This is a genomic window from Pseudomonas sp. MWU13-3659 (assembly GCF_023757525.1).
GTDB classification, from domain to species: Bacteria; Pseudomonadota; Gammaproteobacteria; order Pseudomonadales; family Pseudomonadaceae; genus Aquipseudomonas; species Aquipseudomonas entomophila_E.
Window position 1 is genome coordinate 48,968 of record NZ_JAMSHW010000025.1, and the last position, 14,712, is coordinate 63,679.

Sequence of the window (14,712 nt, forward strand, 5' to 3'; positions counted from 1 at the left end):
AGATACGGGCATTGCTGTTCAAGGTCAGTGGCTGCGCATCGCCCCAAACGCCTTGCATATTTCCTGAACGACCCGCGCTTCGAGACGTCCCTCATCTGAGGCCGTCGAGAATACTGCGCAACACGCGGCTGCCTCTTCAACGGCGCAACGATAGACCGCCAACACACTTCCAGGCCCACACCCGGTATGCCCGGCCAGCGTCAAGCCGCCCTCGATCGTCCCTCGCATCAACCCCAGGGCATAGCCTGGCTCGACCCACGGCCGGCCAGCTATCGGGCCACCCAATACCTTTGTCGCCTGCATTTCCTGGAGCAGGTTGTCCGGAAGGTATTCCCAGGCGAACAGCCGATCCAGGAACAGCGCAGCCTGCGAAACAGGGCCTGTCAGCAATCCGTGATAGACCCAGCCTGGGTCGTAGCTCAACGAATTGCCGAGGTAGTCCCCGTTCAGGTCTGCGCGTTGCGTTGCCAAGCGCACCGTCGAGATATCGAGTGGTTTCAGAACTTGCTGCCTGAGCGCTTCTTCAAGCGGCAGATCTGCGGCACGCTCGATAAGCCTGGCGACCAGCATGAAACCCACATTCGAATAGCGCCAACCCTCGCCAGGGTCGTAGCGAAGCCGCGCACCATCCAGGCGCTGCATCATCTCGTCCACGGGCCACGCGGGCTCATGATTGGCAACGGCCGCGTGGTACTCGGCAAGCTCTGCATAATCGGCGAGGCCCGCTTCGTGACGCAGAAGCTGGCGCAAGGTGTAAGGCGTTTCAGGCAGCGGCGCATCCAGCACGAGTCGACCGTCGCGTACCAACGTCAGTGCCGTTGCGGCCAACACCGTTTTGGTGAAACTCCACCACGGCACACTGGGCTCGGGATGGAGGGATGGCGTTATTGATCGGCCATTGAAAAGCGTGGAGATCAGCATCGAATACTCAAGCAGTCATGACGGGCTGGTGTGCAAGTGTAGAGACGCAACATACCCCATTCCCGCGATCAGGCTTCAAATTAGCGTTCTTCTACTAACTAGAGGTACGGGCTCACGAATGTCGCTTTCTGGTCGCTCGCTACCAGTCACGACGGGCGTAGCTGGCGCGAAAGCGCTTGCTCGAAGGGGCCCCCGTGAACCAGAGGAGGTTGCTCTGCATCGAATCATGAAGCAAAGCTGCCCTCCCCCTCGATTGTCATTTCAGACCTTCTTCAAAATGCCCATATGCGCATCGTCCATTAGTGCCTTGGCCATATCACTGAGATAGTGCGACGCCCAGACCAACACCGGTTCGTTGTCCATCACACCGATGAATGAGGCGCGGCGGGCGCTGTCGAGTAGCACGGAGGCTTGTTCCATAGCGTGGTTGGCGCAGTTGCCGGGTTCCACGCGGAACAGGCGCGTGCCTTTGGTGGCGCCTTCCATGAACGTGCAGGTGCCGACGGTCCAGCCGAGTTGGCCGTGGTCTGCGGGGATATCGTTGTCCATTCGAGGTTCCTCTGAAGCTTTGAAGGAGTGACCGAGCTACCTGTAGGAGCGGCTTCAGCCGCGATCACCAGCAACGCTGGTGCCAGGTATCGCGGCGTCTGCATCGCGGCTGAAGCCGCTCCTACAGGGGGGCTGCGCAAGGCTGTCAGTGCAGCGTGTAGGACGGCGGCCGGGCGCTCATCTGCAGCTGAGCTAGTGCCGACTCCAACAACGAGCGGGTGGCATCGAGCTCATGCATCACCGTCAGCATCACCAGCGTGGCGGGTGACTTGGGCAGGTGGGTCAAGGAATGGTGGGACACCGCCAACGCACACATGACGTACTCAGTGGCGTGGACCAGGGTGTCTTCGAGGAAGTGAGGAGACTCGGTGGAATGGGGTGGATCGGGAACGATCTTGAGCATGGTAAATCCTCTTTTGCATTGGATTTCAGCCACCACGCCACCCTTGCAGTGGATAGGGTGGCAGCTACGTACAGGTCTGCAAGACCGGCGCAAAAGAGAAAACCGGCAGGCCCGAGAGCCTCCCGTACGCAGCCGCCATGACACATCAAGCAACACGGGGGACATGTTGTTGATGCCTTGGCAGTGAATCTTTTGCGGCGGGCTTGCAGGCCCGGTCGTTGATTTGGCAACGACCCGGCGAGACTAGACCTCTGATGGATGACGCAAAAGCGGCCAAAGCATGCTTCGGAAACGCCCTACTCGAAATAGGGAAAATCTGATCCGTCCATGTAGGACGCCAGCCCCATACCCCCTTCTGGCCATTCCCGTCCTCACCCAGTACACTTGCGACAAATTCTTATTTGCATCCAGATATGTCGTCAGGGGAGCCTCGATGTCCACCGTTGTGTCCGACGGAGCTGCACACTTTGGCTTGGAAACGCTCTACCGCGAGCACAGCGGCTGGCTGCACGGCTGGTTGCGCCAGCGGCTGAACAACACCGCCGATGCCGCCGACCTGGCCCAGGACACCTTCATCCGGGTGCTGCTGGCCCGCACCGCGGGCACGCTCAATCAACCGCGCCACTACCTGGCAACCATCGCCCGTGGCCTGGTCATCGACCTGTACCGCCGCCGCAGCCTGGAAAACGCCTACCTCGAAGCCCTGGCACAGCAACCGGAACACTACGCGCCCTCCGCCGAAACCCGGGCCGCCATCCTCGATACCCTGATGGTAATCGACCGCATGCTCGATGGCCTCGGCCCACGCACGCGGGCAATCTTTCTCGCCGTGCAGCTCGACGGCCTGAGCTACGAAAAAGCCGCTGAGCGGCTCGGCGTTTCGGTGACCACCGTGCGCAAGCACCTGGCCCGCGCACTGATGCATTGCCTGCTGATCGAGGGTGCATGAAGGCCATTCTCGCCGACGCCGTGGACTGGTATGTGCGCTTGCATGACAGCCATGTCGATGACGCCACCCGCGCCGCATGGCAAGCCTGGCACGCCGCCGACCTTCGCCACGCCGCTGCCTGGGCGCGGCTGGAACAGCTGCAATGCCGCCTGGGCAACGCCCCCAGCGGCGCCGCGCAAACGCTGGAAGTCGCCCGGCGAGATCGACGCCATGCCGTGAAGGCTTTGGGCTTGTTGCTCGGGGTCGGGGTGGTCGGTTGGCAAGGCTATCGGGCCTCGCCGTGGCATGCCGATTATTCGACGCGGGTCGGCGAGCGGCGCCAGCTGACCCTGGCCGATGGCACGCGCCTGGACCTCAATACCGACAGTCGTGTGGATGTTCGCTTCGATGCCGGTCGGCGCCTGATCCATCTGCACCAGGGCGAGATCCTGGTGGAAACCGCCAAGGACCCGCGCCCACTCAGCGTGCGTACCGCCGAAGGCGAGGTCCTGGCCCTCGGCACCCGGTTCAGCGTGCGCCAGGACAATGGCCTGTGTCATGTAACAGTGACCGCCCATGCCGTGGAAGTGCGCCCCGACCGAACAGCCCAGGTGGTGCGCATCGATTCCGGTTACAGCTTGAGCTTCAGCGCCGACACCGTCGGGCCGCTAACTCCCCTGCCCCTCGGCGCCCAGGCCTGGGCCCAGGGCATGCTGGTCACTGTCGATTGGCGCCTGGGCGATGTGGCCCATGAGCTGTCGCGCTACCGCCCCGGTTATCTCGGTTGCGCCGCCGAAGTCGCCGGGCTGCGCCTGTCCGGTGCCTTCAACCTCGACGACACCGACCTCGCCCTGGCCAGCCTGGAAGACGCCCTGCCCGTCCGCGCCCGGCGCATGACCCGCTACTGGGTGCGCCTTGAGCCACTCGGCATCGGTTAAAGCAACTGCCCACCACCTTCCCCTCACATCCCTGAGAATTTTTCGCATTTAGGGGTGACAGATTTCTTTCACTGCTTCGGCTCTAGAGGACGCGCGCATCAGCCGCGCCCAAGCCAACCAGAACAGGAACCCCCTTTCATGTCCGCACGCCGTACCTCGCTAGCCTGCAGCATTCGCCAGGCGACCCTCGCGCTGAGCCTTTGCGGTGCCGCGCTGGCGACCTCGACCGCCTGGGCCGCCCCGCAGCGCTACGACATTCCGGCCGGCAGCCTGGCTTCGGCGATCAGCCAGTTCGCCGCCGCCAGCGGTGTGACCATCAGCTTCAGCCATGACGAAACCACCGGGCTGCAGTCTTCCGGGCTGCGCGGCAGCTTCGAGCTGGAGCAAGGCTTCGCCACGTTGCTGCAGGGCTCCGGGTTGCGGGTGCAGCCGATGGGCGAAAAGCGCTATGTGCTGAGCAAGGCGCCCACTGACGGTGCCGTCGAGCTGGGCGCGACCAGCATCGACGCCATGGGCCTGGGCAGCACCACCGAAGGCACGGGCAGCTACACCACGGGCTCGGCCAACACCGCGACCGGGCTGCGCCTCTCCGCCCGCGAGACGCCGCAGTCGGTCAGCGTGGTCACCCGCCAGCAGATCGAAGACCAGAACCTGACGGACGTTGCCCAGGTGCTCGAGCAAACCCCGGGCGTGGTGGTCAGCAGCATGGGGCCGGCCGGAAGCGACGGTAACCATATCTATGTGCGTGGTTTCGAAGTCGGCAGCATCCAGGTCGACGGCGTCAACCGCCCCGACACCTATGGCTTTCGCGACGACCTCGCCGACATGGTCTCTTACGACCGGGTGGAGGTGGTGCGCGGGGCCACGGGCCTGATGTCGGGGACTGGCGACCCCGGCGCCACCATCAACCTGATCCGCAAGAAGCCGACCGCCGAGACCCAACGCAAGCTGACCCTCAAGGCCGGCTCGTGGGACAACTACCGCACCGAGCTGGACGTGTCCGGCAAGTTGTCGGAGAGCGGCCATGTGCGCGGGCGCTTCGTGGCGTCGACCACCGACAGCCAGAGCCATATCGACCGCCAGTCGCTGAAAAAGGAAGTGGCCTACGGGGTGGTGGAATGGGACGTCACCGACAGCACGATGCTGACCGTGGGGGCGGAATACCAGAAGATGGACAGCGACGGCGCTGGCAACCATGGCTTCCCGATGTACAACACCGATGGCAGCCACTTCAACCCTTCGCGCTCGTTCAACTCCGCCTCGGACTGGAGCTACCACAAGCGCCGCGCGAAGACGCTGTTCACCACCCTGGAGCACCAGCTGGACAACGGCTGGCAACTGAAGCTCAACGCCGAGCACAGCCGCCGCAGCTACGACGACGCCTTCGCCACCGCCGCCAGCGGCACCGTCAACCCCGATGGCAGTGGCATCAGCACCTGGACCGGGCGCTGGGCGGGCGAGCCCCGGCAGACGTCGTTCGATCTCTCGGCCAACGGCCCGTTCGAACTGTTCACCCGTGAACACCAAGCGTACCTCGGTGCCAGCCACTACCGGGCCTACTACCGCAACAACGGCTACCCGCTCTGGTCGCTGCAGAGCATCGACAACATCCACACCTGGGACGGTTCGCTGCCGATTCCGGACGCCATCCACGCCAAGTCCACCAAAGACGCGCTGGACGAAACCCAGGACGGCCTGGTGGCGTCGGTGCGCTGGAGCCTGGCCGACGACCTGTCGCTGATTACCGGGGCGCGGGTGATCGACTGGAAACGCGACGAAGCCAACACTACCCTGGCCACCGGCGACACCAGCCGCACCTCGCGCAGCGAGACCGGGGTCGTCACGCCTTACATGGGGCTGGTCTACGACCTCAACGAGAACTGGTCGGCGTATGCCAGCTACACCACCATCTTCAAGCCGCAGAGCAAGCAGGATGTCAGTGGCGGCTACATCGAGCCGGAAGAGGGCGTGAACTACGAACTGGGGCTCAAGAGCGAGTTCTGGGACAAGCGCCTGACCACCGCGTTCAGTGTCTTCGAGGTGCACCAGGACAACCTGGCCGTGGCGGACGGCAGCAACCTCGCCCCCGATGGCAACCAGGCCTACCGCGCCGAGTCGGGTACCAAGACCCGTGGCTTCGAGATGGAAATGGCGGGCGAGGTCCTGCCCGGCTGGCAAGTCTCCGCCGGCTACACCTATGCCGTGGCCAAGGACGCCGATGGCAAGCGCCTGCTGACGGACGTGCCACGTGACACCCTCAAACTGTTCACGAGTTATCGCCTGCAATCCCTGCCGCAGTTGAAAGTGGGCGGTGGTGTACGCTGGCAAGGTGCCGAGTACTCCAAGAACGCAGGGCCCGATGGCGAGACGTTCAACCAGGGCGCCTACAGTGTGGTCGACCTGATGGCGCAATACACGTTCACGCCGCAAACCAGTGTCGCCCTGAACCTCAACAACGTGTTCGATGAGAAGTACTACACCGCGATCGGCTCGCGGGGTTGGTATGGCACCCCGCGCAGTGCCACGGCCACGTTGGTCTATGCGTTCTGACCCAAGGGTGTGAAACCTGGTGGCCTCTCGTGCGAGGGGCCACCACACGGCGAATGATAGCCTTTTAGAATCACCGCGCAGTCTCTACAATCATGCCCCGATTTCCCAGGAAGCTCTGCATGACTGTCTTCACACGCCTGTGCCTGTGCATTGGCCTCGCCCTCGGCGGTTGCGCTGCCGTCCCCCAGAATCAGGTGGCACCCGTCACCCTGCCGTCACCGGTGAACGAGGCGCAAAAGCCGAGTGTCCATGTTTCGGTCAGCCACTACTTCGGCACCCCGTTACCCCACCAGTTGGCGGGTTCGCTCAAGAACGCTGCCTTGGAGATGGACACGCAACGCTTGCAAAGGCTGGCCGCCCTTTCCCCGCTCGCCCCCGCCGGCGTGCAGCAGAACACCACGCAACAGGTGCGCCAGATACTCGACGAAACCGGGTTGTTCGCGCATGTCAGCATGAATGACGAAGCGGCGCGCCCTGGTGATTACCAGCTGGACCTGAGTGTCTACACCTACTGGCCGTTCAGTGCCGGTGAGGCACTGGCAAGCATGGCCACACTGGTCACCCTGGGGCTTGTCCCCAGCAGCCGGCCACAGGAATTCAAGTTGATACTGAGCTTGCATGGCCCAGACAGGCAGCCTCTGGCCTGGGCTGCCAACAGCGATGCGATTGACCAGCGGGTGGGCCTCGTCAACCTGGTGCGGCTGGGTGATACGGAGGAAAAGGCCGAGTACGACACGCTCAAGCGTCAGGTCAATGCGCTGCTGTTGAATGCGGTGATGCCGGAGCTACTGTAGGAGCGGCTTTAGCCGCGATGCAGACAACGCGGTTTGGCACCCGCTTTGCGGGTGATCGCGGCTGAAGCCGCTCCTACAGGGGCCGTGGCAAGGCCGCTCTCACGTCCCTTGCTTGAACAGCTCGCCCTGCCCTTCGAAATGCGCGCTGCAGCGCACGAACGCCTCGGCCTGGCGATACTCCATGGCCAGTTCGAGGTAGCTGCAGCCCTCGTCGAACAGCCGCCCCATCAGGAACCGGTCCGATTCCGGGATCCGGTAGGCATCGAGGTTGTCCACGTCCGCCCACACCAGCGGGTGCTTTTCCTCGACCAGCGTGGGCCGGGCCTTGGCCTCGAAGCTGTAGACGAAGATCAGCCAGTTCCAGTCCGGCGACCGCGAGTAGTCGTACACCAGCCCACGCGGGCGCAGCGGCTCGGTAATCGCGTAGCCCGTCTCCTCGGCGAATTCGCGGCGCGCGCAGTCGATGGGGATTTCACCGAACTCGCACTTGCCGCCCGGCGGCAGCAGGAAACCGCGGTAAGGCGCCGTCTGCCGGTCCAGCAGCAGTACCTGCCCCTCGTAGGTGCAATACACCAGGGTGCTGAGCCTGGGGCTCATCGATCGTTCCATCAGAAGGTCTTCCAGTTGAAGTCGTTGGCATTGTCGCACAGCAACCCCACGCGCCCGCCCATGCGCACCCCGCGCTTGCGGTAGTCGTCGCTCACCGACTCGAAGGCGAAGGTCGACAGGTCGGCGAACAGGGTGTCGGCATTCCTGACCAGGAAGAACAGCTTGCTGCGCAGGTCATATTCCATGACCAGCCGCAGGGTTTCTTCGTTCACCGTATCGCACTCGACGATCACCCCGAACTCGCCGAAGTACGACGTCGGGTACACAACGCGTCGCACAGGAATGCCCTTGCTTTCGAGGAAGCCGTACATGAACGTCTCGTTCTGCAGGCGCATCAGGTCCAGGCCTGACTCCTTGCCGCAGAAGATCCCGAAGAACAGCGGGTTGTCCCGCGCGTGGATCGCCTCGACGGTCAGCTCGAAGCCCACGGTCTTCTCGCTGTAGTAGCCCTTGAACTCGCAGAACGGCCCTTCGTCGATCATCTTGCCGTTCAGGCTGGCGTGCAGCACCAGCTCGCTCTCGGCCGGCACCGCCGGGTAGTCGCCCTGGCGGCACAGGTCGATGGGCGCGTCGGCGATGGCCGAGGAGAACACGTAGCTGTCCACGTCCGCCGGGATCTTGCTGGCCCCGCCGATATAGGCCGCGATCGGCCCACCGTTGAACAGGCTGACCTTGACCTCGCCCTCCTCGCGCAGCCGCTCGTGGATGATCGCGTGGGCGTCGGTACGCGGGTCGATGAACACCGCGATGGTGCGCCCGTCCTTGATCTCGCCGCGGTAGAAGCCCAGGTTGTAGCGCCCGGCCTTGTCCTGCACGCAGAACACGAACGAGGTCAGGTAGCGGCCGCCGTCACCCGGCTGGTACTTGAGAAACGGCAGGTCGAGCAGCGACCAATCCATTCGCAGGAACGCCCAAGGCGCCCGCACGGGGGCACGCTGGTCGGCGTGCACCCCGCGCGCGCGCCGGGCGAATTCCGGCTGCACGTTCTCTTCGTTCAAGCCCAGCCCGCGCAACATCAGCTCACGCTTGAAGGCGTTGTCCACATAGGGCACCCCGGAAGCGCAGGCGACGTTGCTGAACTTCACCACCGGGTAGGCCTTGAGGTCGTAGTGCTGGTGCAGGTAGCGCGAGATCTCGAGGTCGGTCTCGAACAGGCCCGCGACTTCGTCGACGCGGGCCTCGCTGAGTAGGCTTCTCATCAGGCGTCGATCCTTCTTTCCCAGGGGAAGCGCACCCACTCGGTGACTTCCCGGGCATGGAACTCGACCATCTCGTTGACCTGGGCGCGGTCGCCGTTGGCGGCGTTGAACACCAGGCTGGCGACATAGATGTCGCGCCCGTCCACGCCGTACTGCTCGCGGATGAAGCGCACGGTCTCGCCGCTGCCGACGATGTCCTCGATCACCAGCCATTTCTTGCCGGCCTGCGCCAGGGGGCTGATGTCCACCAGCTGCGGGGCGGCCTTGCGTGAGTCGACGCCATCGGACAGGTTGCGCCGGATCGACAACGTGGCCACTTCGCGCACGCCCAGTTCGTGGGCGACGATCACCGCCGGCACCCAGCCGGAGCGGGCCACGCCGACGATGGTGTCGAAGCTGTAGCCCGACTCGCGCACCGCCTCGGCGATGGCCAGTGACAGTTGCTCCACATCGTTCCAGGTCAGGTTAATCATGGCTGAGCACCTCGGCCTTGTAGTCGATGGGGTGCTTGGCCGCGTCCAGGGCATGGGGGCGGCTTTCCTGGCTGGTCTGCACCGACACCTCGATGAACTCGTGGCGCTCCAGCAACTGCGGGTAGTCGCTGGCGCCGCAGTAGCTGAAGCCCGACTGCACGCCGCCGATCAGCTGGTACAGGTAGGCGCGCAACGGGCCGGCGTACTCGAAACAGGCCTCGATGCCCTCAGGCACGTAGCGCAGCAGTTGTTCTTCGGTGATCTTCTGGCCTTGCAGGCGCTTGAGCTCGAGGTTGGTGCCGAAGGTGACGAAGCCGCGGGTCAGCTTGAAGCGCTTGCCGGACACCTCCAGCAGCTGCGCGGCGCTTTCGTCGGTGCCGGCGAGCATGCGCCCGAGCATCACCGCGTGGGCGCCGGCGGCCAGGGCCTTGACGATATCCCCGGAGCTGCGGATACCGCCGTCGGCGATGATGCTGACGCCCGCCTCCTTCGCCGCCGCGGCGCATTCGAGGATGGCGGTGAGCTGCGGCACCCCGGCGCCGGTGACCGAACGCGTGGTGCAGACGCTGCCCGGGCCGATGCCGACCTTGATCACGCTGGCCCCGGCCTTCGCCAGGTCGAGCACGCCTTCGGGCGTGGCGACGTTGCCGGCAACGATCGGGATATCGCCCAGGCGTTCCTTGACGTTGGCGATCGCGGCGATGGCATGGGTGGAGTGGCCGTGGGCGATGTCCAGGGTCAGGAAGTCCACATCGCACGCGGCAAGGCCGGCGGCGCGCTGCAGGTAATCGTCGACGATGCCGATCGAGCCGCCGACCTTGAGCCGGCCCTGGCTGTCCAGGGTCGGCGCGAAGTCGGGCTCGCGCTGGGTCACCGGCGCGCTCTTCACTGCATGCACGAAGGCCACCTGGTCTTCGATGCTGCACATGCGGTGGACGATGCCCAGGCCGCCCATCCGCGCCATTTCCATGGCCATGCGGTCCTCGGTGCACCACTGGGTGTTGGCCGAAATGATCGGCACGCTCAGGCGGCCGAGGCCCTTGAGCTCGACACCGATATCGGCCTCCTTGCGGCTGGCCAGGTGGGTTTTCTTGGGCACCAGCAGCACGTCGTCGAACACATAGCCCTTTCTAAACATGCTGCGCGCCTCCCACATTACCGGCCGGGTACTCGGCCCAGCAGTTGGGGGTTTCGTACACGCGGATGGTGTCCACGCGCACCTGCGCGGCGCCGTGGCCGAGGGTGGCGACCTTGTCGCTGAGCAACTCGTACCAGTGCTTGGCCAGCGCCTCGGCGGTGGGCGAGAACGGCACCAGGTAGATCTTCATCCCTTCACTGTTGGTCAACGGCAGCGCCACGCCGGAGGTGCGCACATCGCGGGCCGGGCCGTGGATATCCAGCACCTGCAGCAGGTATTCGTCCTCGGCGTCGACGATCAGTGCGTGGTCGCACAGTTCGTCGATGCACTGCACCATGGCGTCCTTGGCAAAGCTGAAGTCCAGCACCATGCCGGTCTCCGAGCCATGGGTGGCGAGCTCGTCGGCACTGCAGGTCATGTGCACCGAGTAACGGTGGCCGTGCAGGTTGCGGCACTTGGAGCCATGGGAGCGGATCCGGTGGCCGGCGTCGATTTCGATCTTGCGGTCGATCTTGAACATGTCAGTCTTCCCTTACTGAGAGTGGTGAACGCCATTGCCCCATGGCAACGCGGCGGCGGTGTAGAACTCGCCGCGCTTGATCGAGTCGCTGTCCAGCACGCCCGAGAAGTAGGTGGTGGTCATGTTCGCGTTGGGTTTGTAGGCGCCGCGGGTGCACAGGCAGTTGTGCTTGGCGCGGATGATCACCCCCACGCCTTTGGGGCGCAGCACTTCGTCCAGGGCCAGGCCGATCTCCGAGGTCAGCCGCTCCTGGATCTGCAGGCGCTTGGCGAAGATGTCCACCACCCGGGCCAGCTTGGACAGGCCCACCACCCGGCCATTGGGGATGTAGCCGACGGTGGCGTTACCCACGATCGGCGCCAGGTGGTGCTCGCACATCGACTCGAAGTGGATGTTCTGCAACATGATCAGGTTCTTGTAGCCGGCCACTTCTTCGAAGAACTTCTCCAGTACCCGATACGGATCCTGGGAATAACCCACGGTCTGCGCGACCATCGATTTCAAGAAGCGCTCCGGGGTTTCATGCAGGCCCTGGCGAGTGGTGTCTTCACCCAGGTAATCGAGAATATCGATAACGCCTTGACGGGCTTTGGCGTGGGAACGTTCTTTATCGTTTTGCATGGTCATATCCTTATGGAAGATTCAGCAGCTTGTGCAATTGCATATTCAATGTGTAACCCTGGCGGGTGGCCACATCGATACAAGCCTTGAGGTTGTCCTTGTTGCGTTGCTCGTCGTAGTCATCGCGCGGCATGACATAAACCGGCTTGCCCTCGGGCGGGCGGAACAGCCGGGCTTTTTTACCGGCCCGTTGCGTGGAAGTGCCCGGCAAGCCATCGACTTCGTCGACTTCGCCATGGGCCAGTACATATTTGTAGTGGGTGATGATCTCGATCATGCGCAGGTCCAGCACCGGCGTCTTCGGGCTGCACACCACGGTGACATCCTGCCCCGTGGGGATGGCCTGGTAGATCGTGCCGTTGGTTTCGATCTGAACCTTGAAGCCCTCGTCGAGGAACACCTGGATCAGTGGCGCGATGCTCTGGCGAAAGGGTTCGCCGCCCGTCAGCACCACCAGCTCGGGCACTGGAGCTTCGAGGCCGCGGATCATCTCGACAATGGCCTGCGGGGTCATCGACCAGCGAAACGCCTCGAACTGGGTGTCGCACCAGTAGCATTGCAGGTTGCATCCCGACAGCCGGACGAAGGTCGACGGCACCCCCGAATAAGGGCCCTCGCCTTGCAAGGTCCTGAACACCTCCTCCACCCAAAGGGTCTCGCTGTCAGGCGCTTTCTTTCTTATGGGGTTCTCGCCAAACATACCCACTCCCTGTTGACTGCACTACGCCTTCTGACATTGAAGAGGCGCACGCTGATAAAACGTCTGCAGGCAGGGAAGTTTCCAGACAAACAGATGCAAGCGGATAGAAAACGTGAGCGGTACTATCCACGCTCAATATGTATTTCCTCGACAGCCTGATCCCTGGCCAGTTCGCTTCCCTGCAGCGACTATATAAAGATGAACGCAGTAGTTGCGATCAATTGGCCATCACCCGATCCTGAGTGACAGCGCCTGTTTAATTGACTTGTATCATCTCGCCACGCACAGGATGTTATGCTTGGCGAGATCGATATATACGTGCGGTAAAACAAACTAGACCAGATAACCGAACCGTGCAAAATATCGATTTCGTTTATTCACGACCTTGTCATATACCCATAAGGAATAAAAACATCGCGTGATATCATGATTCTTCATGAGGTCGTGACCCTGAATTCCCGTACAGGAAAAAGGGACTTGAATCTGAACCCGAGCTTCGCTTGAGTCATCAAATGGACTGCTTCACCCGGCATCGGAGGCCGTTGCATGCTTGAACACAAATCCCCGACCCGCCGCCCCACGGGCGAGCTGATGATCCTGCTGGCCATGGCCGGGCCCTTGATGGCCGCCCAGCTGTCCAAGGTGGTCATGGTCTTCACCGACACCTACATGATGGGCCGGCTGGGCGCCGAGGCCCTGGCCGGCGGCGGTGTCGGCGCGTCGATCTATTCGTTCCTGACCTTCTCGTTTTCCGGGGTCATCTCCGGCATCGGCACACTGATCGCCATCGCCCACGGCTCGCGGGACATCACCAGCGTGCGACGCTCCTGCCAGAGCGGCCTGCTCATCGCCCTGCTGCTGGCGGCCCTGGGCATGCTGGTGCTGTGGCTGGCCGCGCCGCTGCTGCGCAGCCTCGGCCAACCACCGCAAAGCATCGACGCGTTCATCGCCTTCACCCACGCGGTGGCCTTCGCGCTGCCGGGCTACCTGGTGTTCATGGCCCTGCGCAACTTCGTCAGCGCCCTGGGCGACACCAAGCCGGTGATGGTCATCAGCATGGCCGGCGCGCTGCTGAACCTGGTGCTCAACCTGGTGATCATCAACCAGTGGTTCGGCATCCCCTTCCTGGGCCTGCGCGGCATCGGCGCGGTCACTGCCAGCGTGTCGCTGCTGATGGCGATCTCGCTGGCCGGCTACATCGCCATGACGCCCCGCTATCAGCCGTACCGGATCTTCGAGGGCATCTTCGACATCGACTGGGGCATCCTGCGCCAGGCCTTGCGCTTCGGCATTCCAGTGGGCCTGTCGTTTGCCATCGAGCTGAGCCTGTTCACCTGCGCGGCACTGATGATGGGGCACTTCGGCGTGGTGGTGCAGGCCGCCCACCATGTGGCGATGCAGGCGGTGCTGATCGCCTTCGTAGTGCCCATCAGCCTGTCCAGCGCCACCTCCTACCGGGTCGGCCAGCTGGTGGGCGCCGGCCGCGTGGCCGAGACCAAGCGCGTGGCGCGCATCGGCCTGGCCTGCGGCGCGGTCGCCTCGTTGATCTTCGCCCCGCTGTTCCTGGTGTTCCCCACCGAGATCGCCAGCCTGTTCGTGCACGCCGGCACCGCCGACAGCCTGTTGCTCAAGAGCACCGTGGCCAGCCTGCTGGCCGTGGCGGTGTGGTTCCTGTTGTTCGACGGCGCGCAGAACATCCTGCTGGGCGCGCTGCGGGGGCTGAAGGCGCTGAAGACCTCACTGGCGCTGGTGGCGATCTTCTACTGGGCCATCGCCCTGCCGACCGCCTATGGGCTCGGCATCCACCTGGAGCTGGGGCCCCGCTACATCTGGGCCGGCCTGGCCATCGGCCTGGCGGCGGCAACCTTCGCGATGTACCTGGGGCTGGAGCTGATCGTCAACCGGCAGACGCGTGAGGCGCAGGTGCCGAGGGCGGTGGTGCTGACGTCGGAGATGAAAGGCAGTTAAGGGCATTGAGGATTCGCCCACTCACCGGTAGGAGCCAGCCTTGCTGGCGAAGGCCACACCGCAGTCCCGCGTCGGACCTCGTTCGCCGGCAAGCCGGCTCCTACACGCGTCCCCCTGTAGGAGCGGCTTCAGCCGCGATCACCCGCGAAGCGGGTGCCAGGCACCGCGTCGCCTGCATCGCGGCTGAAGCCGCTCCTACAGAGGCCTCAGGGTTTCCCCCATGGCCGAACACCCCCGCCTTAGTATCATTTCGCCCTCACGGAGCACCCGGGACCCCAGCGTCCCCCGCCTAGGAAGGCCCTTTCACGATGTCTGCCGCACCCGCCGATGCCGCGCTCACCACGCGCGACATCCAGATCGCCATTGCCCCCCTCGACACCCTCCTCAGCGAAGACCTCGGC

At 63.8% G+C, this 14,712-nt stretch carries 15 protein-coding genes; 5 read left to right on the forward strand and 10 right to left on the reverse strand.

Annotated features, from left to right (window positions below; genetic code table 11):
• Positions 1 to 24 precede the first annotated feature (24 nt).
• The 3 genes from NGM28_RS22910 to NGM28_RS22920 all read right to left on the reverse strand — a co-directional run bounded on the left by NGM28_RS22910 (position 25) and on the right by NGM28_RS22920 (position 1,873).
• Entirely contained in the window at positions 25 to 921 is an 897-nt protein-coding gene (locus NGM28_RS22910) for a serine hydrolase domain-containing protein (protein WP_252091621.1), read from the reverse strand.
• Between the two features lie 261 nt (positions 922 to 1,182).
• On the reverse strand, positions 1,183 to 1,470 hold the full coding sequence (locus NGM28_RS22915; RefSeq protein ID WP_240066184.1) for a DUF3077 domain-containing protein: 288 nt from the start codon (positions 1,468 to 1,470) through the stop codon (positions 1,183 to 1,185).
• A 145-nt stretch (positions 1,471 to 1,615) separates the two neighbouring features.
• Positions 1,616 to 1,873 (reverse strand): hypothetical protein, encoded by a 258-nt coding sequence (locus NGM28_RS22920; protein ID WP_252091622.1) that lies wholly within the window; start codon positions 1,871 to 1,873, stop codon positions 1,616 to 1,618.
• Between the two features lie 433 nt (positions 1,874 to 2,306).
• On the opposite strand from NGM28_RS22920, the gene NGM28_RS22925 reads away from it, so the two are divergent.
• From NGM28_RS22925 to NGM28_RS22940, 4 genes are all read left to right on the forward strand, one after another.
• Complete coding sequence (locus NGM28_RS22925; RefSeq protein WP_252091623.1) at positions 2,307 to 2,822, forward strand: sigma-70 family RNA polymerase sigma factor; 516 nt, start codon at positions 2,307 to 2,309, stop codon at positions 2,820 to 2,822.
• Positions 2,819 to 3,739 (forward strand): FecR domain-containing protein, encoded by a 921-nt coding sequence (locus tag NGM28_RS22930; protein WP_252091624.1) that lies wholly within the window; start codon positions 2,819 to 2,821, stop codon positions 3,737 to 3,739. Before NGM28_RS22925 ends, NGM28_RS22930 begins: the two co-directional genes overlap by 4 nt.
• A 138-nt stretch (positions 3,740 to 3,877) precedes the next feature.
• Complete coding sequence (locus NGM28_RS22935; RefSeq protein ID WP_252091626.1) at positions 3,878 to 6,289, forward strand: TonB-dependent siderophore receptor; 2,412 nt, start codon at positions 3,878 to 3,880, stop codon at positions 6,287 to 6,289.
• A 119-nt stretch (positions 6,290 to 6,408) separates the two neighbouring features.
• Positions 6,409 to 7,083, forward strand: coding sequence for a hypothetical protein (locus tag NGM28_RS22940; protein WP_252091627.1), 675 nt, complete (start codon positions 6,409 to 6,411; stop codon positions 7,081 to 7,083).
• A 99-nt stretch (positions 7,084 to 7,182) separates the two neighbouring features.
• Here NGM28_RS22940 and NGM28_RS22945 read toward each other — a convergent pair whose 3' ends face one another.
• From NGM28_RS22945 to NGM28_RS22975, 7 genes are read right to left on the reverse strand one after another with little or no spacing between them, the layout of a single operon-like run.
• Positions 7,183 to 7,680 carry an NUDIX domain-containing protein gene (locus tag NGM28_RS22945; RefSeq protein WP_252091628.1) on the reverse strand — a complete coding sequence of 166 codons (498 nt, stop codon included), beginning with the start codon at positions 7,678 to 7,680 and terminating at the stop codon, positions 7,183 to 7,185.
• Between the two features lie 11 nt (positions 7,681 to 7,691).
• Entirely contained in the window at positions 7,692 to 8,891 is a 1,200-nt protein-coding gene (locus tag NGM28_RS22950) for a UbiD family decarboxylase (protein ID WP_252091631.1), read from the reverse strand.
• Positions 8,891 to 9,364 (reverse strand): phosphoribosyltransferase, encoded by a 474-nt coding sequence (locus tag NGM28_RS22955; RefSeq protein ID WP_240066199.1) that lies wholly within the window; start codon positions 9,362 to 9,364, stop codon positions 8,891 to 8,893. The genes NGM28_RS22950 and NGM28_RS22955 overlap by 1 nt, the downstream gene beginning before the upstream one ends.
• Positions 9,357 to 10,502, reverse strand: coding sequence for an IMP dehydrogenase (gene guaB, locus NGM28_RS22960; RefSeq protein ID WP_252091633.1), 1,146 nt, complete (start codon positions 10,500 to 10,502; stop codon positions 9,357 to 9,359). The genes NGM28_RS22955 and guaB overlap by 8 nt, the downstream gene beginning before the upstream one ends.
• Positions 10,495 to 11,022 carry a 6-pyruvoyl trahydropterin synthase family protein gene (locus tag NGM28_RS22965; RefSeq protein ID WP_240066201.1) on the reverse strand — a complete coding sequence of 176 codons (528 nt, stop codon included), beginning with the start codon at positions 11,020 to 11,022 and terminating at the stop codon, positions 10,495 to 10,497. Before NGM28_RS22965 ends, guaB begins: the two co-directional genes overlap by 8 nt.
• Positions 11,023 to 11,034: 12 nt before the next feature.
• A complete protein-coding gene (gene folE / locus NGM28_RS22970; RefSeq protein ID WP_240066202.1) occupies positions 11,035 to 11,643 on the reverse strand; it encodes a GTP cyclohydrolase I FolE in 609 nt (202 codons plus the stop codon).
• Between the two features lie 10 nt (positions 11,644 to 11,653).
• A complete protein-coding gene (locus NGM28_RS22975) occupies positions 11,654 to 12,343 on the reverse strand; it encodes a 7-carboxy-7-deazaguanine synthase QueE (RefSeq protein WP_252091635.1) in 690 nt (229 codons plus the stop codon).
• A gap of 546 nt (positions 12,344 to 12,889) precedes the next feature.
• Between NGM28_RS22975 and NGM28_RS22980 the strand changes: the two genes are divergently transcribed.
• On the forward strand, positions 12,890 to 14,311 hold the full coding sequence (locus NGM28_RS22980; RefSeq protein WP_252091637.1) for a NorM family multidrug efflux MATE transporter: 1,422 nt from the start codon (positions 12,890 to 12,892) through the stop codon (positions 14,309 to 14,311).
• Positions 14,312 to 14,712 lie beyond the last annotated feature (401 nt).